Raw genomic sequence first — 24537 nt, 5'->3', positions numbered from 1 at the left:
AACCGGGCTTTTTTTGTGGTTTTTTGTCAGAAAGTTATCTCCTGAACAAGAAGGAATCTACAAGGGAAAAAAGAACTATTGTAGTGAGACAAAAAAGGGTTAGGAAAAGGGGAGATGAAATGAATAATAAGAAGAAAGCGGCAAGTATGTTATTAGCGATGGCATTGGTGGCCACGCCATTTAGTGCAACGGCCAAACAAGCGAAAGTGGAGTATGTCGCTTTAGGGGATTCGTTGGCCGCTGGGCAAACACCGGATGGGGTCATCGATTATGGATATGCCGATTATATTGCGGATTCTTTTGTGAAGAATAAATATAAGCTGGCCGATTTCGATAATTTTGGTGTACCCGGGTATACCTCTGAAAAATTGAAGAATGATTTGGTTAAAAGCAGTAAGGTCAGAAAGGAAATTAAAGAAGCGACCCATATCACCATTGATATTGGTGCCAATGATCTCCTAGGCAAAATTAAAACGGACCCTTACAATGCGCAGGAAGCAATCGATACGGTCCGTGTAAATTTGCAAAGCATTCTCCGTACGATCGATAAACTGAACCCAAAGGCCAAGGTATATGTGATGGGTTATTATAATCCCTTCCCCTACTATCCGAAAGAGCAACAGGAACTTCTTTTGCCACTATTGAAAAGTCTAAATGAACAAATCAAAGCGGTAGCAAAGAAAAATGGGGATACCTACGTATCGACCGAAACTCAAATAGGGAAAAAATATAAAGAGTATCTTCCGAATAAACAAGATATCCATCTGAGTAAGTCCGGGTATAAGGTCGTGGCCAAAGAGTTTTGGAAAGGCATAACTAAAAAGAAGTAGAAGGTCATCCTTTCAAAGACGTTAAAGTCAACATGTTAGTATGTTGGCTTTTTTGGTGATGAAGAAGAGGATGGTCCCTTTTTAAATTTAATCAATCGTTTGATTAATGGGGGGAAACGGTAGTATGCTTGGGATTCATGATGCCATGAAAGAAATAAGGAGTGAATGATCATTGGGAGCATGCAATCTTAACCATACCAGGCAAGATGTCAGGATGAAGCTTAGTAGCCAACAGGATTTCTTACCAAAAACGCTAGGCGAAGCTTTGAAGGAGTTGCTAGAAAAAGAGCAGACGCAAGAAATGCTTAATGAACTTTTCCATCTGCTAAAGAAATATGATTTATCTTCCAAAGAAGAGCAAGACGCAAGAAATGAAAAATTAGCTCAACTTATAAACTGAGTTAGGTGAAACGGGAGCGCTAAGGTGCTCCCGTTTTTTTTTAGGCTTGATATGGGTGGTTTAATCTAAAATGGGATTTACAGTAATAATATCAGGCTGGATGTACATAGGATAAGGCGATGTGTCATTCCGAACGGTAGGAATAAGCGAAAAGTGGGGAAGGGGTGATACGTAAAACGAATGGGTACTCATGCCTATTATTCCTGTAGGATTTGTCTTTTTTTGTCGAAAACATAGAATTATAGAAATATGTTGTTTATGATGATAAAGGACTAACGTTTTAGTAGTTTATGGAGTCATAAGCAGGATAAGGGAGAGAGAAATGAAAAATGAAAAATTGTAAAACATGTGGTAAGCCGGTGGATGCGGATGCAAAATTTTGTCCTTCATGCGGTGCGGTACTTCCGGGGGAAGAACAGCTCACGGAAAAGGAAATAGCCGCTGCAGAAATGAGGCAGGAGCAAGCTGAAGAAAAGCCCTCTAAGAAGCGATTTAACAAAAGAACGCTAATCATTGCGGCAATCTTAACAATCATCCTTATTTCCAGTGCAGCTGCAGCCATTATTCTTCATAAATCCCCAAAAGAATTATATCTACTTTCTGAATATAAATCGTATCAATATGCAAAAGAGCAATGGGTGGATCAGCATGGTGATTCATTGGAATTCCAAGAGAAAACGATGCAGCAACCTTCCCGTTCGGAGATGACACTAAGTGGGGATGTCGACATGGATTCCTTAGGGAGCGATCCAGACTTCGAGATGGTCAAGGAACTATTGGGCCAGGCATCGATTTCCGCCAAAATGGATCAGGATCCCAAAACGAATCAGGGTCATTACACCGTCGCATTAAATATTGATAAGGAAAAAGCAATGGATGTGGAAATGGTCCAATCCAAGGACCAAGCCGGACTAAAGGTGCCCATGTTATATGATAAGTTCTTTTTCCTGAACTTTGATGAATATGGGGAGTTCATGCGGATGATGGATCCGTTATATGATGGACCGGAAACATTGGAAATATCAGACCTTGAATGGCAGGATTTGAAACTGACAGAGAAGGAACAGAAACATATACAAAAACGCTATGGATCTTTCCTGATGGATAATTTGGATGATGATCAATTCAAGGTTGAAAAAGGTGTGGAATATAAGCACGAAGGCGATGCCATGAAGGTAAGGAAAGTCACTCTGAAACTTTCTGCTTCTGAAACTAAAACATTCATAGACGACTTAATGGATGAAATGATTAAAGATACAGAGCTTCATAATATTCTAGTGAAACGGGCTCAAAAGGTGGCGGGTGCTGCTGCCTTAACCGAACAGGTAGATGAAGAGATGCAAGATACAAAGGCAATGAAACGCCAATTGGTTGACGGCTTGAAAGACGCTAAGGGTGAATTGAAGGATATCCGTTTTGCTGAAGGATTTACCTCCACTTTATTAATAGACAAGAAAGAGCGAATCATCGACCGTAAAGTAACGACATCAATAGGGGATAGCTCTGATCAAGTTAATGTGGTCATGAAAGGTAAAAACATTCCTTACGGGGATGATCAGGCATTCAAAGAATTCAGTATCAATTTAGCACCTGATAATGATCAGGATACAGAGGTAATGTTCAGTGTCACGAATGATGCTGCCGCAAAAAAAGAGAAGCGGACTGAAGATCTCAAGGCAGCCTTTATGTTTAAAGAGTTTGGTGATACCAATGAAATCAAGTTTACGATGAAGAGTGACATCAAAGAAGAAAAAGCTGGGAAACAGGATATCACCAGGACATTCAACCTGGACTTTGATGGTGCGGATTTCTCGGATATGCCGTCTGCATGGAAGGGAACGGTTGAACAGAAGAATGACCTGAACATAAAGGATGAGTATTCTAATTCAAAATTCAAGATGACAGTCGGACTAGAGGATGCTTCGGAATCGGGAAGCGTCACAATCAACCTGGATTCCAAGACGAAGCTGAAAGATAAAGTGGATATGCAGGACTTTAAGCTTGATTCTGGTCAGGGATTAAGTGTTGTCGACATTTCTCCTGATGAGATGTATGAAATCCAGCAAGAAGTAGGGACGAATCTTATGGAGCTCGGTATGAAATACGGGCTCATTTCTGAAGATATGTTCGATTACGATTATGGCGATGAAGCGAGTTATGATGGTTATTATGATTTTGAAGATGAAGATTCTGATGATGCATTTTAAGTAGGGTGAGTTTTATATGAGGAACATGTTTGTGTTTACTTCCTTTTATCTAAAGGTACTGTTGAAAAATAGGAAATCGGCCGCAGCATTGTGGCTGACTCCTATTTTCTTTTTATTGGGTGCGGGTGTGATTGGGAATCACTTTTTAAAAGAGGAGAGCCGAGTTCAAGCATTTCAGGTAGCTGTAATAAATGAAGACCCTACGGTAGAAACGAAGATGGTCATCCAGCAGCTTACGGATAGCCCGCATTTGAATGGGGTCATGACCACCGTTGATACCAGTCAACAAAAGGCATATGAACTCCTCCATAATAATAGGGTAGCGGCAGTTATTTACATTCCTAAGGGATTTAGCCGTGACGTGGCACGAGGCATCAATACACCCGTCAAAGTTACGGGAAACAGCCAAAGACCACTTCAATCCCAGCTTGTCCGTCATGTGATGGAAAGTGCGGCTGATTTTACTTCAGCTGCACAAGGCGGGATCAATACAATCGATTACTTCATGGAAGAGGCGGAGTTATCCGAGGGCATGCAGAAGAAACAATTCAAAAGGGATGTTCTTTCCTTCTCCCTCCATGTACTAAGTCGTGGGGAAATCTTTGATGAAAAAAAGCAAAAGAATCTTTTTCAGGAAAGTCTATTACATTATTATGCTATCTCTTTTTATATACTGCTTATCATGATATGGAGCTTTTTAGGGCTTCTATTACTGAAAAGAAATGAAAGTGCAGCCATAGAAAACCGTCTTTTGGGATTGGGTTTTTCTCATTTTCAATCCACCCTATCTAGAATGCTTGCGGCATATATCATGGTTTCGGTCAGTTCCATCCTGATTGCCCTTCTCTACTTATTATGGAATGGGATCTCTAAACCGACGGAGATAAGTATATGGATTGGCAGTACACTCGTGGCTGCTTTCGTATTTATAACCTTTTTTAGCTGGATGGAGGCGATGATACGGAATGAAAGATTTTATCAATTTGCCGGTATCGGCCTTATTCTTTTAGGGGCTGTCATTGGTGAGCATTTCATACCCGTCGTATATTTTCCGGATTGGTTACAAATCTTGAATTTATTTTCATTAAATGGATGGGTCCTCAAGTTCATGTTCGCAATGGTGCAGGAGGAAGCAGCCTATGCCCCTGTCGAAATTGGTTCTTGGCTCATCATTTCATCTCTGTGCAGTGTCTTCATCATAAAGGGGACTTTACAAATAAGGAGGAGTAGGTAATGGGAGTCATGATAGAGAAACTAAAGCATATGTTCAAGCCTATTACCCTCCTATTGTTTCTGCTACCGATCGTGGCCGCTGTTGGGGTGGGTTCGTTACTGGAGAAGCAACAAAAGGAATTGGTCATCCCGATTGCTATCGTAGATGAAGACCAAACGGATTTTTCGGGAAACCTCATCAAACAAATGGAGCTACAGCAACGCATCGTCGTGAAAGAGACCTCATTCGATGAGGCCGATACCCTTCTTTCCCGTAATGAGGTAGACAGTATATTCGTCTTAAAGAAAGGGTTTCAGGCGCATATATTAGATGACAAAAGAAAAGAGAGCATCGAGCTGTGGACTTCACCAACTTCCATAGCCTCGGGTATTGTTCGTGAAGTGGTAGCGAGTGAGGTTACGAAGGTGACAAGCTCCGTCAAAGCTGCCAATCGAGTGGAAAAGCTCTATCAACAAGAAAAAGGCATAAAGGCGGATGTGTGGAATGAGGCATTCGAATATACGAAAGATCAGTTGGATCCAAAACCGTTGATGACCATAAACTATAGCAGTGAAAATAGTATAGCGGGAACACAAAATAAAGATGTTCTGTTTACTTCCTACCTAGGTGTTTGGAGTTTCTTCACCATGCTGTCTTGTTTCATTACATCGGATTGGGTCGTGAAGGAACGCTCGGTTTTATTTCCGAGAATAATGACGACGAATATAGGACTCGCCTCTTATTTAAGACAGACGTCGGGAGCCTATATTCTTTTTCATGTTCTTCAAGCTGCTTGCAGTTTAATGGTTTTAAGGTATTTTCAACTTATGGAAACTACACTTTTTCTATATCTTGGAATGGTTCTGTTCATCGTTTTTACAACTTCCATCAGCATGTGGACAGCGAGTCGGATGCATCATCTCGGAAGCTATTATGTGGCCGGTTCATTAATGGCATTCATTCTGGCAATTGCGGGGGGGAGTTTTTTTCCGATTGGTGATATTTCCCCAACGTTTGAATTTATATCCCTTTGGCTTCCTCAGAAAATTCTATGGGTAACGGCCTACCCGTGGTATACGTCATTTAGCGAGATTGGATGGACCGTATTATTTTCGGGAGTTTGCATAGCTTTGCTTTGGAAAACGACAAATTGGGGGCTGAACGTCAGATGATTATCATTAATAATATCGTAAAGAGATACGGAGATAACTTGCTACTTGATGATGTGTCATTACAAATAGGAAAAGGAGAAATCTTTGGACTTTTGGGATCGAACGGGGCAGGGAAGTCAACACTCATTTCCATCCTTGCAACCGTATTACAGCCTTCTAGTGGCAACATCAGGATTAATGGGCTGGATTTAAAAAAGCAAACGAAGCAAGTTCGTCAACTCATTGGTTTTGTCCCACAGGATATCGCATTATGGGATGAGTTTACCGTCAAAGAAAATCTTCGTTTTTGGAGTAAGTTTGTAAAGGGAAAAGTAACGGAAGAACGTCTACTGGAGCTATGTGATGCCGTACAGCTTGAGGATAAGTGGGATGAAAGAGTATCGAGCCTCTCTGGAGGAATGAAGAGGAAACTGAACATTGCCGTTTCTCTGATTCACGATCCGGATATTCTCTTGATGGACGAACCAACTGTCGGGATCGACCTTCAATCCAAGCTTGAAATTAATCAATATGTAAAGAGATTGGCAGAGCAAGGGAAGACAATTGTATACATTACCCATGATATGAGTGAAATCGTGAAGTTATGTGACCGTATTGGTGTGTTGCAAAAAGGGGTCATGAAATTTACCGGGACTCTGAAGCAAGCGGCCGAGAGCTTCCGGGAAATGGGGTATTACAATATAGGGATAGAAGAAGTGGTGTATCGATTATTAAGGAAGACGGATGACACGGTTTCATAAAAGCTATACCCTGCGCTAATAGTCAGCTTTTCATCTATTAATCAAACGTTTGATTAATAGATTCGGAAATCAATTAAGGTAGGTGAGGGAAGCATGTTCCTAGTGGGAGCAACCCAAAAGGTTCTCAAAAATATAGATATAAAAGCAGTCAATTTTAAGGAAGGCGTGGAGGAGGGATTCTATAGATGGCATGTCAATTCATTTAAGGTTGGCAGATATACTTGTCTTACGATGATAAATGATCTGACCCTTTATAGTGTGACCATCGTGGGAGTAAAGAAGAAAGACTTTCTGAACTTCAAGGAATTATTGGTACAACATGTACGGGAAAGTTTACTCGCAGAAGAGATCAACCCTGAGTTAATTGATCCCTATTGAAAAATGGCAAAGAAATGATCATAACTAATACTAATAATCGTAGTACATTAGGTTGCTTGAAAGAGGTTATTCTAAACATACAGTATGATTACCCGTTGGGAAGGGACATAGTGGGAGTGGACACTCAAGAAATTAACCATTACTATAATCGATTCATCAATCTAAAACTATCAGGTTATCCGATAAATTTAATGAAAGAGCAACTAGAAAAAATGTAAACAGCAGGTGCAATGCCCTGCTGTTTTTATGCATTAGTCTCCAACGGTATAGTTAAATGGGATAATTTCGTCGTCCCATGGATGTTTAGTGATGTTGTTTTTTCGTTGCTGATTATTTTCAGTTAGCCTATTCACAATCTGGTTTACCTGGTCCACGGCAGCGTTTATGCGTGAGACATCGTGATGAACCTGACTGATTCTCTTCAGCTGTTGGCGTTCATTTTGACGTTCAAGTTCCAGGATTCTTCCTTCAATCGATTGCGTTTGGGGGAGCTTGGCCTCGATATCCAGCTCTTGGAACTGGTGATTTCCGTTTTGTTGGGGCAACGGATAGAAACCGTGATGCTTCATTACTTCACTCTCCTTTAAAATCTGGATAGACAGATATCAATAGTCTATGTGGGAGTTAAGAAAGTGACAAAGATGGCTGCCTAGGGGATGTTCATATGAAAGGTTTCTGATTTGAGGAAAAGAAATCATTTCAATAAATTTGCAGAAATCCGCCAGTTCCTATATCGTTTAGGTAAGGAAGAAATCTTTCTTCCGTTATGAAACTAAAGTAGCGATCATCCGTATATATAGAAAAGAGTGTAAGTCAGGAGGATAATACTAATGAATCGATTTCTTGCTGATGTTGTTCCTATGCTGGTTGCAGGCCCGATAGCTTTGTTAGTGGGATTGATCAGCCTATTTGCCTTAGATCAATCCTTCATGATTTCGGTGGTCTTTTCACTGGTCGGAGGGGGGCTCACTTACTGGTTGGGTTCACTTTATTTCACTTCACGATTTTTAAAAAAACATCAACTTACAAGGAAAGAATATCAATATATAAAGAAAAATATAGATGAAGCAAAGCCAAAAATCTGGCGGGTTCAAAAGGCACTTATTTCAGTGCGTCACCTTTCTTCCTTCAAACAGAGGAAGGATATGATTAAAATGATCAGGAAAATATATAGTCTGACTAAAAAAGAGCCGAAAAGGTTCTATAAAGCTGAATCGTTTTATTATTCTCATTTGGATTCCGCAACGGAATTGGCAGAGAAATATGTTTTACTGGCCCAGCAACCGAGAAAGAACAAGGAGCTTGAACTGTCATTGACCGAAACTAGAAAGACGTTGAAGGATCTTACTAAAACGATAGAAAAAGATTTATATAAAGTCCTTTCCGATGATATTGATACCCTCAATTTTGAATTGGATGTTGCAAAACAATCCATTAAAACACGCAAAGAGTCACAAATAGAGGAAAGCAGGAGGCTAAAATGAATAATAAGGATTCTGATTTGTTGAATAATGCCAGTAGCTCTAATTTAATGGATGACCTTTTAGCCAATCCTTTTGCTGAGGTGAAGGAGCAAGAAACATTGTCCAAACAGGAAGCAAAGCCGATCAAACTCATCGATGTGATTCCGGAGGAGAATCGGGAGAAGGCCTATCAGCTTGCGAAACAGATCGACCCGACGAATCATCAGGCCATGATATCGTATGGAACACCGGCCCAATCAAAGCTACTGTCCTTTTCCAATTCGATGCTTGAGCATGTGCAAAAGAAGGATGTTGGTGAGGTAGGCGACATCATCAGTGATCTAATGAAGAAATTAAACGAATTGAGCCCGGATGAACTGAAGGCCGAAAAACCCTCGTTCTTCGCTAGAATGTTCGGCAAACTGTCAGGCTCGGTACAGGAAGCCCTTTCGAAGTACCAAAAAACAGGCGCTCAAATCGACCGAATCAGCGTCAAGCTTGATCGTAGCAAGAATGTACTCCTATCGGATATTGTAATCTTGGAAAAGCTCTATGAAACGAATAAGGAGTACTTCCAAGCGTTGAATGTCTATATCGCAGCAGGGGAAATCAAGCTTGAAGAGTTATATGAGCAAACCATTCCTGCGCTTAAGAAATCTGCTGAGATGAGCAATGACCAGATGAAGTTCCAGGAAGTCAACGATATGCGCCAATTTGCTGAACGACTCGATAAAAGGCTGTATGATCTGAAATTGAGCCGCGAAATCACAATTCAAAGCGCTCCGCAGATCAGGTTGATTCAAAATACGAATCAGGCACTTGTCGAGAAGATACAATCCTCCATCATGACGGCCATCCCACTTTGGAAGAACCAGGTCGCCATTGCATTGACTTTAATCAGACAGCGTCATGCCGTGGAGGCACAAAAACAGGTATCCAAAACGACGAATGACCTGTTATTGAAGAATTCGGAGATGTTGAAAGTCAATACGATCGAAACCGCCAAGGAAAATGAGCGGGGGCTGGTAGACATTGAAACGCTTAAGAATACACAGGCCAATTTAATTTCCACTCTTGAAGAAACGCTTAGAATTCAAGAAGAAGGAAGACATAAACGACGTCATGCTGAGCAGGAACTTGCCGTGATGGAAAATGAATTGAAGCAGAAGCTTCTGGAGATAAAAGGATAAGGGGGAATCTACGATGGATGCTTTTGAAGCCATTAAAACGAGAAGAAGTATTGGGCTGGTCAAACAAGATCCTGTGCCCAAAGAAATCATCGAACAAATTATCGAATCCGGAACTTATGCACCTAATCACTTTAGAACGGAGCCTTGGCGGTTTTTCGTGCTGATGGGTGAAGGAAGAAACAAGCTTGGTCAGGTTTTTGAGGAAATCACTAAACTTGAAAATGTGGATGACACACCAGAGAGCCTAATAAGCAAAATGGAAAAAGCAAAGAAAAACCCACTGAGGGCGCCTGTCATCATTGCGGTAGGCATGGAACCTAGCGATAAGAAAAATGTCATGCTAACTGAAGAGTATGGTGCGGTCAACAGTGCTGTTCAGAACATGCTATTAACGGCACATTCGCTGGGGCTGGGTGCGGTATGGAGAACCGGTAAAATTGCCTATCATGATAAGGTGAGGGAATTTTTCGGTTTATCGGCCAAAGGGGAAATCCTGGCTTTTATCTATCTGGGGTATCCGGATATGGAGCCCAAACCAGCAAAAAAAACGCCAATCGACCAATTGACGACTTGGATCGTATGAACAAGAAGCGGAAACGCTTCTTTTTTTTTTTCAATTAGATTTAAAACACAAACATATGGTATTATCAAAGTAGTGGTCAATTACTATATTAGAAAACTAAAAGTTTGTAAAATAGCATGTTGAATGAAGTGATGCTTTTTTGTTTGTACAGAGTTAATAAAGAGGAGGGACATAGAGAGTGAACACACGTTCATTCTTTTAAATATGGGAAATATTATATTACTTCTTGCAGGAGCGACTTTATTCCTAAATGGAAAAATGACGTTAGGAAAAGCCGATGCAAGAAATGTTGCGGTATTTAATTTATTTGTTGGCTCGTTTCAGGTGCTCGGTGCGTTTTATTTAATTATTGTTTCAGAACCTAGCAATGCAATGTCTTTAGGACATGCATCGATATTCTTGTTTGGTTTTACCTACTTGTACTTGGGAATAACCATTCTAAAAGGGATGGATGGAAGCGGTCTCGGGTACTTTTCACTATGGGTGTCCATTTTGTCCGTTGTGTACGCAACCGTAGAGTTTGCTCAATATGGTGACATGGTGAAGGGGTTGAACTGGGTATTATGGTCGTTCCTTTGGGGAATGTTCTATTTGACCAACTGTAAGAAGTTGCCCATTTCCGAATTCGTCGGGAAAATTTCGCTTGTACTATCATGGGTTACACTGACTATTCCATCATTATTGACCCTTACAGGTGTCTTTGATAACCGAACCATTTACAAAGCTTGGGCCATTGTATTGGTTGTATCTATTATCTACATCGGGTATCTGGGTTATTTATTATTTTACAAGAAAAAAGAAAAAACAAAAGCTATAGCAGCATAACTCATGGAGCAGTATCTCCGTTTGCCATAAACGGAGGTACTGCTCCTCTTTTATATATAGCTTTTGTAGTTGAAGAATAGGGATACGCCTTTGTCTGCTTCGTTTCAAGTGACGGTTTAGGATTTAGGTTGTACAATAAATGAGGTTAATAAATTTTGATGAATTAGGATGTGTCTAATAGATGAGAACGATTGATCCATTTGAAATTATTGATGGAAAAGCGATTAAATATTTGGATGTCTTTGGCGTTGAAAACGGCATTGCATTAAAAAGTAAGTATGAAGATAAAACGTATTGGATTTATGATTACTATTGCATGCATCAGACTTGCGATTGCCAGGAAGTCTATCTAGAGTTCGTTGAGGAAAAGAAAGATAATAAGCAAGCGGGGCAACATTTTGGAATACGTGTTTCTTTCCATGATAATCAATTTGTTCTAGAGGATTATAATACTTCCAAACAAAAGGCAATGGATATTGCCGAAGATACATTGAAATATAGCAAAGATATAATGGAGCTGTTTAAACAACGCTACGAGAAAATGAAGCAAAAGGGTACACAGATCATTATGGAGAGTGCAAAAGCGGCGAAAATGCCACATGTCCATACAGAACCTGTTATAGGTCGGAATGATCCTTGTCCTTGTGGTAGCGGGAAAAAATACAAAAAGTGCTGTGGCAGGGCTTAACTATATCGAAAAGGTGACTTCAATGGGAGTCGCCTTTTTTTTATTGAAAAAAATGGGAAAAACAAGTGGTATTTAAAGAACGTATGTTCTATAATGAAAAAGTAAGTAAATGGCCAGTGAGAAATAAAGGTAGTTAAATAGTTGGAATTTTATGTAAAACTATTTTTTATTTTCAAAAATCTGGTATATATAAGTTGAAGAGATTCTTTTTTATCTCTTTAATGGTTAACGACAACCAGATGGGATAGGTCTCCCTCGCCGAGGATAGTCAAATTATTGACGAAGGAAGGGGTAATCAAATGTCGAAAGAAAAAAGATTAATTCCTTACAAAGTGTTAGAAATAATGGAAAAGGCCAATGAGAAAGTTCCTGAAGGTGTGGAGCTTATAAAGGCACCGGAAATATGGGAACAAGGCAATTATGGTGAAGGTGTAGTCATTGCGGTCATTGACACTGGTATAGATAAGGAACATCCCGATTTAAAAGAGAGAGTCATTGACGGAAGGGATTTTACTGAAACCGGGGATTACCATGATGATAATGGGCATGGAACCCATGTTAGTGGAACGATATTAGCGACCCTGAATGATGTGGGTGTAGTAGGTGTGGCACCGAAAGCGAGTATTCTAGCTTTGAAGGCTTTAAATGGAAAGGGACAGGGAGATATCAACTGGATCAATGGGGCATTGGAGTATGCAATCAATTGGAAAGGGCCGCAGGGTGAAAAGGTCTCCGTCATTTCACTTTCATTGGGAGGGCCCCCGGATGATAAGGAACATCAGCTCATACAAAAAGCGATACAGAATGATATTCTTGTCGTTTGTGCAGCTGGGAACGGTGGAGATGGCCGCCATGATACGGATGAGTTAGATTATCCAGGAGCTTATTCAGAAGTGGTGGAAGTGGGGGCGGTGGACTTAAGCCGGAACTTGGCAGATTTTTCGAATACGAATGACGAAATTGACTTAGTGGCACCGGGTGTCGATATTCTCTCCACATATCCAGGAAGCAAATATGCAAAGCTCAGTGGGACATCAATGGCTACACCACATGTGAGTGGAGCTGCAGCCCTCTTGAAAATCATCTCAGAAAAAGAATTCGGTCGTAAATTATCAGAGGCGGAACTATATGCCCAACTGGTAAAAAATACGGAAGATTTGGGGATAAGCAAGAAGGCACAAGGAAATGGAATGTTGAATTTATCGATGGTCACGCATAGTGCACAGAATGAAATGAGAAGAACCATTGAGGCAAGCAAGACCATGGTTGTAGAATAATAAGTAAAAGATGCCCCAAGTGATTTTGGGGCATCTTCTTAAATGATTACTTCTTATTTTTACGTGCGGCTATCGTAAGGGCAATAATCGAGATGATCAAAGATAAAAGGCCAAGTATGATGATCAGTGTTTGATCGTTATTCCCATCTTTGTCTGTGGACTCCTTCGATTTGTCTACAGAATCGGAATGAGAGTGATCACCTTCTTCGGCATGTTCATGGACTGATGAATCTTCATTGCTCTTGGAAGCTGCCGTAATTTCTGTTATGGAGTGTGGTAGGTCAGAACCTTCCTCTCCACTCCATTCGACAATCTCCCCATCGGCATAGTATTGAAATGCATCCCAAGCGATATCGGCCTCATCCTTTGGATTTTGGGCAACGAACGTGAATTGTTGGAACTGGCCTGCAGCAATGCCATCACCAGTCGCTTCCCAGGTTACTGTTTTTACATGTCCTTTTTTATCCTTTTCCGTTGTCACTTTCCAATCGGGGACTGGTTGGTAACTTGAAAAGGTGATGCCTTCAGGAACTTTTAAAGCGACTTTCGTGGTGGATGAATCTTTTTCTACTGGTACCTTAAGTGTATAGGTTTCCCAAGCTTCTGGTGCGGACGTGCTTGGTTGGACTGTCACATGGGCATGAGCTGATCCAGCAAAGAGGAATAGGGCTGCTATTGTAGAGGTAAAAAGCTTTGTATGATTTTTCATGTTTAAAATTCCCTTCTGGTTATGAATTCCCGACTAAAATTATGAAATCTGCATCAATGGAACTGAGTTCCTTCGTTAAACCATGAACTTGTATTTTCCATTTTCCTGACATGGCTATAATTGATTTGGCTTTAAATTGACCATTCTTTCCTTCTGGAAGTTGCAATCTTATTTCTCCAACGTCTCCATCCAAAGATTCCATAGTCAATGTAAGCTGTTCGATATTTGTATAAGGATTGCCCTCATCATTCTTTAACTCTACTTGGATGTAGTTATCCCCAGTTTTATTGGGGGTTACGGATAATGTCACCTGATCATCGTCTTCGGTGATCTCCGTTTTCCCTACAGGTCCGGGAGAAGAATTGGCCGTCTGTACATTCGTTAAAAGAGCGGCAAGAAGAAGAACCATGATTCCCACACTAAACTCTATCCCTGTACTGAGACCCAGCTTCTTCGTTTTTCTTTTCCCACGGAGTAAATGCAACGCTCCAAATCCCATCATGATTAACATAAGTCCAATTTTACCGAGTAATAATTGTCCGTATGTAGTATGTAGTAAGGAATACAGGGTTGGGACATGTTGAAATGTACCATATAGGCCGCTGACTATCAGCACAATCACAAATAGAATGGCCCATGAGGAAAATTTCTGAATGACCGACCAATAATATGTTTTATTATCATCCATCATTTTTGGATTATAGGATTTTGGCAGAACCACCAGTATGGCCAATAAACCACCTAGCCATAGAGACATGGATAGTATATGCAAAAAGTCCATAGATACAGCCAAATATTGATGAATCGCATCCGTGGTATGTCCGATAAATGCCTTGCAAACCATCAAGGAGGAAACAAGGACTAAAGGTAAAATGAACATGAGCTTGTTGAGTTGTTTTCTCATCATGACGAAAATAGCTATAAATAAAACGAGTAGTAACGTAATTTCTATTAGCCATATACTTCCGAATTGGGTAGACTGCAATACTTCTTTTAGATACGTTCCATTGAAGGCATGCTGCCAACCCACTTGAGCGTCAATCGTAACCTTTAAAGGAAGGCTCAGTAGAATGGAAATAGCCAATCCAGAATACGATAACCAAATGTAGCGCCGGACTCTCCTGCTGATTGTACCAGTAAGAAGATTTTTTGATAACGATATATAGAAAAAAGGTACACCAGTTAAAGCAGCAAAGCAAAGATATTGGAGACTTTGCAGAAAAACTTGTACGGAACTGGGGAAACCTGCTTCATCTTCTGTATTCATTTGATCCGATTGGATATTTGACTTGCCATACTGAAAGGGAATGGTACCTTCGATAGGGTGGCTATCACTAGAAACCACTCTCCACTTAATGATATAACTTCCTTCTTCCAAAGAGCTTGACCACGTTGCTTCAAGTGTTTTTTCAGAAACTTGGATATCTTGAAGTGGTACTTCGTTTTTGTTTTTGCTGATTACTTTTAGCGAATAAAATGAAGGTTGTATATCTTCACTGAACCGAATGCTGATCGTTTCAGGAATAGTGTCTAAACTCTCATTCGGACTAGGGTTAGAGCTTATAACCGTTGCATGGCCAAAGACTGTTATTGGGAATATAAACAAGGCAAGAATACTGACAAACAGCCATATGGAATTCTTCATTTTGTTGTGTCATCACCCTTTCGTAAAGATTCTATGAACTAGTATAAAATGAAATTGTGAAATAACAATGAAAAAGTAAGAGAATCTTGTTACATTTTTGTGCTTGTCATTGTTTATATTATTTACTTGTAAGTTTGTCACTAATCATTAAGAAATAATTAAGATATCATTCAGGCTGTCGACAAAGTCGATGAAAATCGACTTTGCCTACAGTCTTTAAAATAAAAGTATTAAAACTTGAGGTGATAAAGATGCTTTCGAAACATGATTCTATTCAGCGAGATCAACTTGAAATGATTACTTTGGATCAATTGGTTCGTAAAATTGAGGCGGCCATTGATTTCTCTTTCATTTATGATTTGGTGAAAGATATGTATTCTGAGGTAGGTCGCCCAAGTATCGATCCAGTTATTTTGGTTAAACTTGCATTCATTCAATATACCTTCGGTATACGTTCCATGCGTAAAACAATTGAAGAAGTTGAAACAAATATGGCTTACCGTTGGTTCTTAGGTTACGGTTTCCACGATAAAGTACCTCATTTCTCAACCTTCGGAAAAAATTATGAGCGACGCTTTAAAGATAGTGATCTCTTTGAACAGATTTTCTATCGCATTTTAATGACAGCTGCCCAAAGAAAATTAATAAGTGCAGAGCATGTATTCGTTGATTCTACTCATGTGAAAGCCAGTGCAAATAAACGAAAGTTTGCAAAGAAAGTCGTCCGCAAGGAAACACGAGCATATCAAGAACGCCTTCAAGAAGAAATAAATCAGGATCGTGAAGATCATGGAAAGAAACCTTTTCCACCAGATAAATTTGATAAGGAAGAAACCAAAGAAATGAAAGAAAGTACAACAGATCCTGAGAGTGGTTACTATGTGAAAGATGAACGGACAAAACAGTTTGCCTATTCATTTCACACAGCTGCAGACCGAAATGGTTTTGTATTAGGGACAATTGTAACACCTGGAAATACGCATGATAGCCATATGTTAGAGCCACTAGTAGAACAAGTGATTGAAAAAGTTGGAAAACCTGAAGCTGTTGCTGCAGATGCAGCTTACAAAACACCAGCCATTACAAGCTATCTTTTTGGCAAAGAAATCACGCCAGCTTTACCCTATACACGACCACGTACAAAAGAAGGATTCTTTCGCAAATATGAGTATGTTTACGATGAACATTTTGACTGTTACCTTTGCCCATCGGGCGAGGTTTTAAAGTACTCAACAACAAATAAAGAGGGATATCGCGAGTAGAAATCTCCCAAACACAAGTGTAAGACATGCTCATTTTTATCACAGTGTACGGAAATCAAAGACCATCAAAAAGTGGTGACGCGCCATATCTGGCAAGAAAATATGGAAGAAGCAAATCACCTGCGTCATCATCAAGATGTAAAACCTATCTTTGCGAAACGCAAGGAAACGATTGAGCGTGTATTCGCAGATGCAAAAGAAAAGCATGGTATGCGTTGGACTACTTTAAGGGGACTTAAAAAATTGTCCATGCAGGCGATGCTTACTTTCGTTGCCATGAATTTAAAGAAGATGGCCAATTGGACATGGCAAGGTCCGAAAATGGCCTAACAAAGTGGGCTCGTATAGACCTATACTTTAAATCTCGAGCAAAATTTCAAGAAAATATTAAAAAGGGGTCCGGAATGAAATCATTCCGGACCCCTTTTGTCGACAGCCGTTTTATAAAGTTTAGCAATAATATATAGAGTTCTTATTTCGATTATAGAACTAAATATGCTAATTATATTTTTCCAAAGAAACTAATAGAAAATGGTATGGTTTTTCCTTTTTAAACAAGTTCGAAGTTATTTTAACTAAATAGCAGAGTGTTTACAAACCCCTTTTAGTTGTAGAATTTGCTTCTGTAAAAACTAGTAAAAAAACATTTTTAAATATTATAAAACACACTCTTCTAACTTTTCATGTCTGCTTATTATCATCGGGAAGATAGTAACGTGTTTCGTAAAATTAAGCTTCAAAATATAATTTTAAATTTATAATTATATGGTTTTTGCTTTTTATAGAATTTAATTGTAAAATTGTTAAAAGTATGAATATGAGGAGTTGTATAATGAAAAAAATAGGATACTCTTTATTAGTCTTATTACTTTTTGTAGGAATTGGCTTTAGCTATATTCAATATAAGAAATCAGACGTTGAAGATAGTGTAGTGGAGTATTTAATGAATCAAAAAAATATTTCGAAAGAAGATATTATTTCTAGCGAACCATTTTTTGCGAATTTAAGAGGAGATAAAAATTGGATGGTCAGTATCAAATTGAAAAATGATAATAAAACATATCAATATTACAAAAGTAATAATAAAGTTATTTTAGAATCATATATAGAAGATGGAGAGTATTTTACTCCATAAAAACAAAACTTATGCTGATCAAATTTCATCAAATAATAAAAGACTATGATTGTTAACTGAGTTTATACTTCTAAAAAGGATTTAGACATCAACCACTAGTTTGCCACACAGACTTTAATGAGAAGTGAGTAACCATATTATGTATATTTATACGGTTAAACGATGAGGCATTATTTGGCTTCTGTATTGGAACATTCTAAGAAAGATAATAGGTTATTCCTTTTTACACAATCTATGACTACTGAACTGGTTTTAAAAGTTTCCAATCATGCAATTTCTAAGCTTTTGAAAGGCTTAGTTCTTCATATGAATCTTGGCTCACAATATTTTTAGTAGTGAGCCTATTCCATATGTTCAAAGTTACCATATTAAAATGGTGCCAAAACTAACTAGACAGAATTCTCTTAAGGTGCAAAAATATTTGTATTCTCCAGGACTTAAAAACCTAAAATAGCAAGTTCATATTGAGAAACCGAGAAACCATGCAAGGATTCTTCAAGTCCTATAAAAAATTCAGAAAGTGAACTAAGTACACCCTCAAGAAACCTAACAGTACAATTAGTGATGTTGTACTTTCTACTCATGCACAATCGGACTTTAGTCAATATTTTTGATCCTTAGATAAAAGTAAAATTTACGTTTTTTTCCCTCTTTAACTCTCATAAAATATATTCTTCTTAATTTAACAACTCACTCTTTCTTATGGTACTTTATTAAATTAATATATTAAGTTATTGGTGGGTAAATAGAACGATTTTTTAAAAAGTATATATTATCGCTTTAATTTTTTGGTATATTTTTACTTAATTAGTAATTTATTAATCATAAAGGAGTTTTATAATGAAACTATTAAGAAAAATGATGTTACCTTTTTTATTAACAATGATTGCACTTACTATTTTTAGTGAAGAAACAGAGGCTGCAATAGATAATAAACCTGGAGATATTATTATAACTAATTCTACTGCTTCTAGCGGTATTACCGGACATACTGGCATATATATTGACGCCACCCATATTCTACATACCTCTGGTAGGAAAAGTGAACCATATCCTATAGTTTTCACTGAAAAAGAATGGCATGGGAGGTATGCTAAGTCTAAAGTTATTAGACCAAAATCAAGCTCTTTAGGAAAAGATGCGGCTAAAAACGCTATAAAGTATTTTAAAGATAAAAAAATCCCATACAGTCTTAAAGATGCTGTGAGTAAAGGTAACAAAAATATAACCAATATTTATTGCTCTGAATTAGTATATTATTCTTATCATAAAGCTGGTCTAAATTTGAAAGTTAAATCAAATTACTCGCCAATATGGGGTGAAATACAGGGGTTAGTAGAACCTTATATGTATATTAACTCTGAAATAGTTGAAAAAAATAAATATAAATTTATCGACAATAAATGGTAATAAAAAGTGGTGAGATATACTTTTAAAATATGGTGGAAAATACTCCATAAAAAGAATTCCAATATAGATTAATAAAATTTTTAAGAAAGTAAGTCTAGTTACTAAACTTATTTTCAGTTTGTAGACAAAAGGGGTTCAGAGTATTTTCATTCTGAATCCTTTTTTTGATATTTTCTTGGAATTTTGCTTAGGATTAAGAGCTTGGGTCTCTACGAGCCCACTATATTAGGCCATTTTTGGACCTTGACATGTCCAATTGGCTATCTTCTTTAAATTCATGGCAGCGAAAGTAAGAATCGCCTACATCGACAATTTTTAAAGTCTCCTTAATGTAGTCCAACCCAGACCATGCTTTTCTTTTGCATCTTCGAATATGCTCGACCGTTTCCTTGCGTTTCGTATAGGTAGGTTTTACATCTTAATGATAACGTAGGTAATCGGCTTCTTCCATATTTTCTTGCCAGATATGACGCGTCACCACTTTTTGATGGTCTTTTCTTTCTGTACATTGTGATAAAAATGAGCATGTCTTTAAACAAGTGTTTAGGAGATTTATACTCGCGATATCTCTCTTTATTTGTTGTTGAGTACTTTAAAACCTCGCCTAATAGGCGAAGGTAACAGTCAAAATGTTCATCGTAAACACACTCATGTTTAGGGAAGAATCCTTCTTTTGTCCGTAGTCGTGTATAGAGTGAAAAGCCGGCGTAATTTCTTTGCCGAAAAGATACTTGTAATGGGTAGTGTTTTAAAATTTGCATCTGCGGCATTGGCTTATGTTTTTCCAACTATCTCAATCACTAGTTCAACTATTGGCTCTAACCTATGGCTATCTTGCGTATTTCGAGGTGTTACAATTGTCCCTAACACAAAACCATTATGTTCTGCAGTCGTGTGAAATGAATAGCCAAACTGTTTTATCCGTTCATCTTTCATGTAGTAACCACTCTTAGGATCAGTTCTGGTGGAAAAGGTTTCTTTCCGAAATCCTCACAATCATGATTTATTACTTCTTGATACTCTCGTGTTTCCTTACGAACGACTTTCTTTGCAAATTTTCGTTATTTGCACTGGCTTTCACATGAGTAGAATTAACGAATACATGCTCTGTGGTTATTAACTTCCTTTCGAAAGCTATCATTAGAACCTAATAGAAAACCTGTTTAAACAAGTCAGTATCTTTAAAGCATGGCTCATAATTTTTCCCGAATGTTGAGAAGTCGGTGCTTTATCGCGGAAACCATAACCTAAGAGCACCGACAGTAAACTTATTTGTATCAACTTCTTCAATTTTTTTAAGCATGTAACGAATACCGAAGGTATATTGAATGAATAGATTGTGTAAAAACAGAGAAAGAGATAGACATTGTAGCTAGGGATATGAGTACATCTAGTATGATGAAAAAACACTCGATTTGATATTGAGGGCAGCTAGATGAAGTCATGTGGAAACCGGGGTAACTGAGTCTCTTCGGTTTTGTGGAGATTAAAAAATTCTTGAGCTCTAAATATTATTGAAACCATAACGCAGGTATATAAAAATCTCTTTTTATTATGGCCAAGCAAAAAAGGACAAATATAAGTATACTTGTCCTATTTGTATATGGGTAATTCAATTTTCACTTCGGTGCCATGACCTGGTTTGCTGTTAAAGAGTACTTTTCCTTGGTGTGATTCGATAATACGGCAACTAACGGTCAAACCGAGTCCCGTTCCTTTTTCTTTTGATGAATAAAATGGTTCCCCTAGGTGCTTCATGCGATTTGTTTCTATTCCACAGCCATTATCCTTGATGATGATGGTAATTGAATCCTTAATTTGCTCAATCTCGATTGCGATATGGGATGCCGAAGCTTCCATTGCATTTTTTAGCATGTTTATGAATACTTGTTTAAGCTGGTTTGCTTCACATAAGATTAGCGGTATTTCATTTTTTACCTGTATAGACATTTGCGTGGAGGAAGAATTGGCCTCTAATTTAAGCAAGTCTCTAACTTCACCCATCAACTCAACGATTTGATTTTCGCTGAGTGTGAGTTCTTGTGGTTTCGCTAGGACCAGCAATTCACTTACAATTAAGTTAATGCGGTCCAGTTCACTAAGCATGATGGTATAGTATTTTTCGTGGGGATGATCGCTACTACTCAATAGTTGAACGAAACCTTTTAATGAAGTTAGCGGATTCCGCACCTCATGTGCAACACTTGCTGCGAGCTCACCGACAATGGATAGTTTCTCGGATCTTCGCAAGCGTCTTTCTGTTTCGCGAATTTGTGTAACGTCTTTTGCATAAGTAATGATACCTGCTAATTTGTTCCCTACCAACATTGGTACAAATGTACATGAAAGTAAGATGGAATTCCCGTTTTTGGTAACAAACTCTATATCTTGTCCTTTTTTTATCCCTTTTTGTTTTGCGACTACATATTCACAGGAAGAACGGATAAGCTCTTTAGCTTCGCTGGAAAAATTCATATCGACAAACAGGTCGCCCTGAACCTCTTCATTATGAAACCCGGTTACGGCTTCGAACCTAGGATTGACAGTTGTAATGGTACCCTTCAAATCAAGCATTAGCATGGGGGAAGGATTGTGATCAAACAAAGATTTATAGCGCTGTTCACTAGCAAGCAATTGACTTTCCGCGGCAATTCTTTCTGAAATATCCCTACCTATGACTACTAACCCTTTTCGTGAACCATCTTCATGGAATGATGGGACTTTTATGGTATCGAAGGTCTTAAAATGACCGTTGGGCAGTGGGATATTCTCCTCACAACGCGTAATCTTCTTCATTGCCCATGTTTCTTGATCGGAATCTTCGCAGTATATCAATGAATCTCTGTAGAATTGCGAGTACTCGGCAAGCTCGCTATCTTTTTTCCCTTTATAGTCCACATTCTCCAATTGGAATAACTGAAGGCCAAACGTATTCGATTCTAGCCATCTACCTTCTCCATCCTTAAAATTCACAAAGTCTACCATTGAGTTAATAAGGGTACTTCGAAGTTTCTCTTCTTCTTTTAATTGTTTGAATTCTTCTCTTTTAGATAAGTAGAGAAATAAAATCAAACCGATTAATAGGACAAAGATGAACCCTTCTGCTCGCTGGAGTTGAAGGAACGCCTCTTTATTATTCAAAGAATTAGTTAAATAGTAATTGAAAACAAGTAATGTGGTCATTCCAGAAAGAATGTAGATTACTAATATGATACGTCTCGGCATATGGGGTCTCCCTGAATTTTCCGACATTTACAAAGCTGAAATACATACACATTTTAACAAATTATTGGCTGAAAATGTAGGATTCCACGCAAAAAAACAGGCCACAAGGTCACCTGTTTTTCTTAAAGAGTGATAGGTTCTTTTTTTTCTTGAAGCGCTTGTAGAGAAGGAAAAACGTTAAGAGCAGGAAACCGAGTGCAATCAATGTATATTGATTCATTTCTACGGAAAGAAGTCCATATGGGATTAAAGAGAGAAAGAAAAAGTAGATGAGATTGCCTAATGCTGTTGCCATTAAGAAATCTTTGAAGGTGACGGAACTAACTCCAGCTGCAAGGTTTATTAAACTTGTCGGTATGAAAGGGAAAATCCTACCGGTAAAGACATACATAAACCCATGATCCTTGACGGACTCCTGCCAGTCGGTACCCATCTTTCTTAAAATCAATGACTGGAACCAGTGCCTGGCAGCATAGAAAATGGTTCCTGACGCGACCACGCTTGTTAACCAACTCCATAGATACCCGAATGCAAAGCCAAAGATCGTTACATTAATTGTTAAAAGTAAAATCAGGGGGATGACAGTAAAGGAGTTCTGAATGATCATCAAAACGAACGTCACTACAAAGGTAAGAAGGAGATTTTCTGTCAATATGGTTATCACGGATTCCAAGTCGCTATTCCAAATCATCGTGAATATTTCTGAATTTAGCCCGATGAATGTTACTACAATCAGAAGGACGAGTAACATCAGTATTTTTTTCTGCAAAAAGTCACCACCATTTATCAATTTTTTCGAGAATGGTTGAAAAAAAGAGCCGCTGCATGTAGCAGACAGCTCTTTGGATATAATGTTCTTTATGCACAGTGAGTTCAAAGCAGCTTTCCAAATTGAATTCTTTTATTCATTATATAAATGATGGGTGCACCAATCAGAAGGACGAGGAACTCTGCGGTAGCCGTAGCTGCCCAGCTTAATAAGAATGGCGCTCCTACGACTAAATTCAATTGAATAGCAATTAAGAACATCGTCATTGTGAATATGATAATGGTCACGGCCATTCGACCCTTAATGCCCGTTATGAAACGGGAAGAAAAGATGACAAGCAATAAGGCTATCAGAGATTGCCCGACCCCGAAAATCAAGTCATATGCCCCTAGCTGTGAAAAGAAGAGGTTGGATATGAACACACCGACGACTATGCCGTATATATATTTTTTATTAAAGACAATAAGGTGGTTTAACATTTCGGGTATGCGAAATTGGAACACCCCGGATATAATCGGCTGAAACACGAATGAGACAGCGATATATATGGCAGCCAATAGACCATTTATCGCTAGTGTACGAATATTCATTTTTTCTCTCTCCCTAGTTTTTTATCGTGGGATGGTTACGAACCACGTTTAGGCTTTTGCCCGAAGTTTAATAGTATCGTATATTGGCCTCTTTCGTCAATTTCAAGATTTTATGCGGAATATTGAATATCTAGAATAAAGGAAAGAGATTTTGCTTTACTATAGTGAAGAATGGTACGATTTATAAAAAGAGTTAAAGGGAAGGGATGAAAGTAAATGTCAATCGAGAGTGTTAGGGCCCACTTTAAACAATGGAACAGGGAACATGATGTGATGGAATTCAAAACATCTAGTGCCACAGTAAACCAAGCTGCGGAGACAATCGGGGTTATACCCGCGCGCATTGCCAAAACGTTGTCATTTAGGGGAGAAGGAGACCAAGCAATTTTGGTCGTGGCCGCTGGAGATGCGAAAGTCGATAATAAGAAATTCCGGAAAATGTTTGGGTTCAAGGCAAGGATGTTATCTCCAGAAGAAGTTCTTGAACAGACCGGACATGCAATCGGGGGTGTCTGCCCATTTGGATTGGCAAATGAACTGGATGTTTACTTGGATGTTTCGATGAAACGGTTTGAGACAGTTTTCCCGGCTTGCGGGAGCGCGAACTCAGCCATTGAACTTTCACTCGGGGATTTATTTCAATTCTCAAAAGCAAAGGACTGGGTAGATGTTTGCAAGGACTGGGAACAAGAAGTGAATGAAGATATGCAGAAACATATCATTTGAATGAAGGAATAAAGTCCACTTCATGTGGACTTATTTCTGATAGTGGGGAGTTATTAGGTTCTAATGAATTAGGATAGAATGCCAATGATGGAGGGTCATG

General features: G+C 38.6%; 21 protein-coding genes, 2 pseudogenes and 1 riboswitch. Of the genes and pseudogenes, 17 read left to right on the top strand and 6 right to left on the bottom strand.

Annotation, left to right across the window (positions count from 1 at the left end):
• Positions 1 to 119: 119 nt before the first annotated feature.
• The 7 genes and pseudogenes from ACIQXQ_RS15505 (at position 120) to ACIQXQ_RS15475 (ending at position 7158) form a co-directional block, all read left to right on the top strand.
• Positions 120 to 830 carry a GDSL-type esterase/lipase family protein gene (locus ACIQXQ_RS15505; RefSeq protein ID WP_402958592.1) on the top strand — a complete coding sequence of 237 codons (711 nt, stop codon included), beginning with the start codon at positions 120 to 122 and terminating at the stop codon, positions 828 to 830.
• 172 nt (positions 831 to 1002) lie between these two features.
• Positions 1003 to 1230 carry a hypothetical protein gene (locus ACIQXQ_RS15500; RefSeq protein WP_402958590.1) on the top strand — a complete coding sequence of 76 codons (228 nt, stop codon included), beginning with the start codon at positions 1003 to 1005 and terminating at the stop codon, positions 1228 to 1230.
• Positions 1231 to 1559: 329 nt separating this feature from the next.
• Complete coding sequence (locus ACIQXQ_RS15495) at positions 1560 to 3437, top strand: zinc-ribbon domain-containing protein (RefSeq protein WP_402958588.1); 1878 nt, start codon at positions 1560 to 1562, stop codon at positions 3435 to 3437.
• A gap of 16 nt (positions 3438 to 3453) precedes the next feature.
• On the top strand, positions 3454 to 4671 hold the full coding sequence (locus ACIQXQ_RS15490; protein WP_402958586.1) for an ABC transporter permease: 1218 nt from the start codon (positions 3454 to 3456) through the stop codon (positions 4669 to 4671).
• Positions 4671 to 5822 (top strand): ABC transporter permease, encoded by a 1152-nt coding sequence (locus ACIQXQ_RS15485; protein ID WP_402958584.1) that lies wholly within the window; start codon positions 4671 to 4673, stop codon positions 5820 to 5822. Before ACIQXQ_RS15490 ends, ACIQXQ_RS15485 begins: the two co-directional genes overlap by 1 nt.
• Positions 5819 to 6562, top strand: a complete 744-nt coding sequence (locus tag ACIQXQ_RS15480) for an ABC transporter ATP-binding protein (RefSeq protein ID WP_402872178.1) — start codon at positions 5819 to 5821, stop codon at positions 6560 to 6562. The genes ACIQXQ_RS15485 and ACIQXQ_RS15480 overlap by 4 nt, the downstream gene beginning before the upstream one ends.
• Before the next feature lie 93 nt (positions 6563 to 6655).
• Positions 6656 to 7158 (top strand): annotated as a pseudogene (locus ACIQXQ_RS15475) (DUF6933 domain-containing protein).
• Between the two features lie 33 nt (positions 7159 to 7191).
• Here the strand turns inward: ACIQXQ_RS15475 and ACIQXQ_RS15470 are convergent.
• The gene (locus ACIQXQ_RS15470; protein ID WP_402958582.1) at positions 7192 to 7509 is read right to left on the bottom strand and encodes a hypothetical protein; all 318 of its coding nucleotides are present in this window, start codon (positions 7507 to 7509) and stop codon (positions 7192 to 7194) included.
• A 261-nt stretch (positions 7510 to 7770) separates the two neighbouring features.
• Between ACIQXQ_RS15470 and ACIQXQ_RS15465 the strand changes: the two genes are divergently transcribed.
• The 6 genes from ACIQXQ_RS15465 (at position 7771) to ACIQXQ_RS15440 (ending at position 12966) form a co-directional block, all read left to right on the top strand.
• The gene (locus ACIQXQ_RS15465) at positions 7771 to 8424 is read left to right on the top strand and encodes a 5-bromo-4-chloroindolyl phosphate hydrolysis family protein (RefSeq protein WP_402958580.1); all 654 of its coding nucleotides are present in this window, start codon (positions 7771 to 7773) and stop codon (positions 8422 to 8424) included.
• Entirely contained in the window at positions 8421 to 9593 is a 1173-nt protein-coding gene (locus tag ACIQXQ_RS15460; protein WP_402958577.1) for a toxic anion resistance protein, read from the top strand. Before ACIQXQ_RS15465 ends, ACIQXQ_RS15460 begins: the two co-directional genes overlap by 4 nt.
• A gap of 13 nt (positions 9594 to 9606) precedes the next feature.
• Positions 9607 to 10176 carry a nitroreductase family protein gene (locus ACIQXQ_RS15455; protein WP_402958575.1) on the top strand — a complete coding sequence of 190 codons (570 nt, stop codon included), beginning with the start codon at positions 9607 to 9609 and terminating at the stop codon, positions 10174 to 10176.
• Between the two features lie 204 nt (positions 10177 to 10380).
• Positions 10381 to 11001, top strand: a complete 621-nt coding sequence (locus ACIQXQ_RS15450; RefSeq protein WP_402958573.1) for an AmiS/UreI family transporter — start codon at positions 10381 to 10383, stop codon at positions 10999 to 11001.
• Between the two features lie 181 nt (positions 11002 to 11182).
• Positions 11183 to 11689 carry an SEC-C metal-binding domain-containing protein gene (locus ACIQXQ_RS15445; RefSeq protein WP_402872160.1) on the top strand — a complete coding sequence of 169 codons (507 nt, stop codon included), beginning with the start codon at positions 11183 to 11185 and terminating at the stop codon, positions 11687 to 11689.
• Positions 11690 to 11988: 299 nt separating this feature from the next.
• Positions 11989 to 12966, top strand: a complete 978-nt coding sequence (locus ACIQXQ_RS15440; protein ID WP_402958571.1) for a S8 family peptidase — start codon at positions 11989 to 11991, stop codon at positions 12964 to 12966.
• 46 nt (positions 12967 to 13012) lie between these two features.
• Here the strand turns inward: ACIQXQ_RS15440 and ACIQXQ_RS15435 are convergent, their stop codons facing one another.
• Both ACIQXQ_RS15435 and ACIQXQ_RS15430 read right to left on the bottom strand, forming a co-directional pair.
• Positions 13013 to 13675, bottom strand: a complete 663-nt coding sequence (locus tag ACIQXQ_RS15435; RefSeq protein WP_402958569.1) for a YcnI family copper-binding membrane protein — start codon at positions 13673 to 13675, stop codon at positions 13013 to 13015.
• Positions 13676 to 13694: 19 nt separating this feature from the next.
• Entirely contained in the window at positions 13695 to 15320 is a 1626-nt protein-coding gene (locus ACIQXQ_RS15430; protein WP_402958567.1) for a copper resistance protein CopC, read from the bottom strand.
• 251 nt (positions 15321 to 15571) lie between these two features.
• Here ACIQXQ_RS15430 and ACIQXQ_RS15425 point away from each other — a divergent pair.
• The 3 genes and pseudogenes from ACIQXQ_RS15425 to ACIQXQ_RS15415 all read left to right on the top strand — a co-directional run bounded on the left by ACIQXQ_RS15425 (position 15572) and on the right by ACIQXQ_RS15415 (position 19127).
• A pseudogene (locus ACIQXQ_RS15425) lies at positions 15572 to 16912 on the top strand (IS1182 family transposase).
• 502 nt (positions 16913 to 17414) lie between these two features.
• Complete coding sequence (locus tag ACIQXQ_RS15420; RefSeq protein ID WP_402958565.1) at positions 17415 to 17717, top strand: hypothetical protein; 303 nt, start codon at positions 17415 to 17417, stop codon at positions 17715 to 17717.
• Positions 17718 to 18557: 840 nt separating this feature from the next.
• The gene (locus ACIQXQ_RS15415; RefSeq protein ID WP_402958563.1) at positions 18558 to 19127 is read left to right on the top strand and encodes a hypothetical protein; all 570 of its coding nucleotides are present in this window, start codon (positions 18558 to 18560) and stop codon (positions 19125 to 19127) included.
• Positions 19128 to 20720: 1593 nt separating this feature from the next.
• Here the strand turns inward: ACIQXQ_RS15415 and ACIQXQ_RS15410 are convergent.
• The 3 genes from ACIQXQ_RS15410 to ACIQXQ_RS15400 form a co-directional block, all read right to left on the bottom strand.
• Entirely contained in the window at positions 20721 to 22352 is a 1632-nt protein-coding gene (locus tag ACIQXQ_RS15410) for an ATP-binding protein (RefSeq protein ID WP_402958561.1), read from the bottom strand.
• Positions 22353 to 22461: 109 nt separating this feature from the next.
• Positions 22462 to 23121, bottom strand: a complete 660-nt coding sequence (locus ACIQXQ_RS15405) for a TVP38/TMEM64 family protein (protein ID WP_402958559.1) — start codon at positions 23119 to 23121, stop codon at positions 22462 to 22464.
• A 104-nt stretch (positions 23122 to 23225) separates the two neighbouring features.
• Positions 23226 to 23711, bottom strand: coding sequence for a QueT transporter family protein (locus ACIQXQ_RS15400; RefSeq protein ID WP_402958556.1), 486 nt, complete (start codon positions 23709 to 23711; stop codon positions 23226 to 23228).
• A gap of 7 nt (positions 23712 to 23718) precedes the next feature.
• Positions 23719 to 23763: riboswitch (PreQ1 riboswitch) on the bottom strand.
• 164 nt (positions 23764 to 23927) lie between these two features.
• Here ACIQXQ_RS15400 and ACIQXQ_RS15395 point away from each other — a divergent pair.
• Positions 23928 to 24437, top strand: coding sequence for a YbaK/EbsC family protein (locus ACIQXQ_RS15395; RefSeq protein ID WP_402958553.1), 510 nt, complete (start codon positions 23928 to 23930; stop codon positions 24435 to 24437).
• Positions 24438 to 24537 lie beyond the last annotated feature (100 nt).

Source organism: Peribacillus sp. NPDC097198 (assembly GCF_044762055.1).
Taxonomy (GTDB): Bacteria; Bacillota; Bacilli; order Bacillales; family DSM-1321; genus Peribacillus.
Note: the sequence above shows the minus strand (reverse complement) of the source record. Positions and strands in the feature narration are given on the sequence as shown.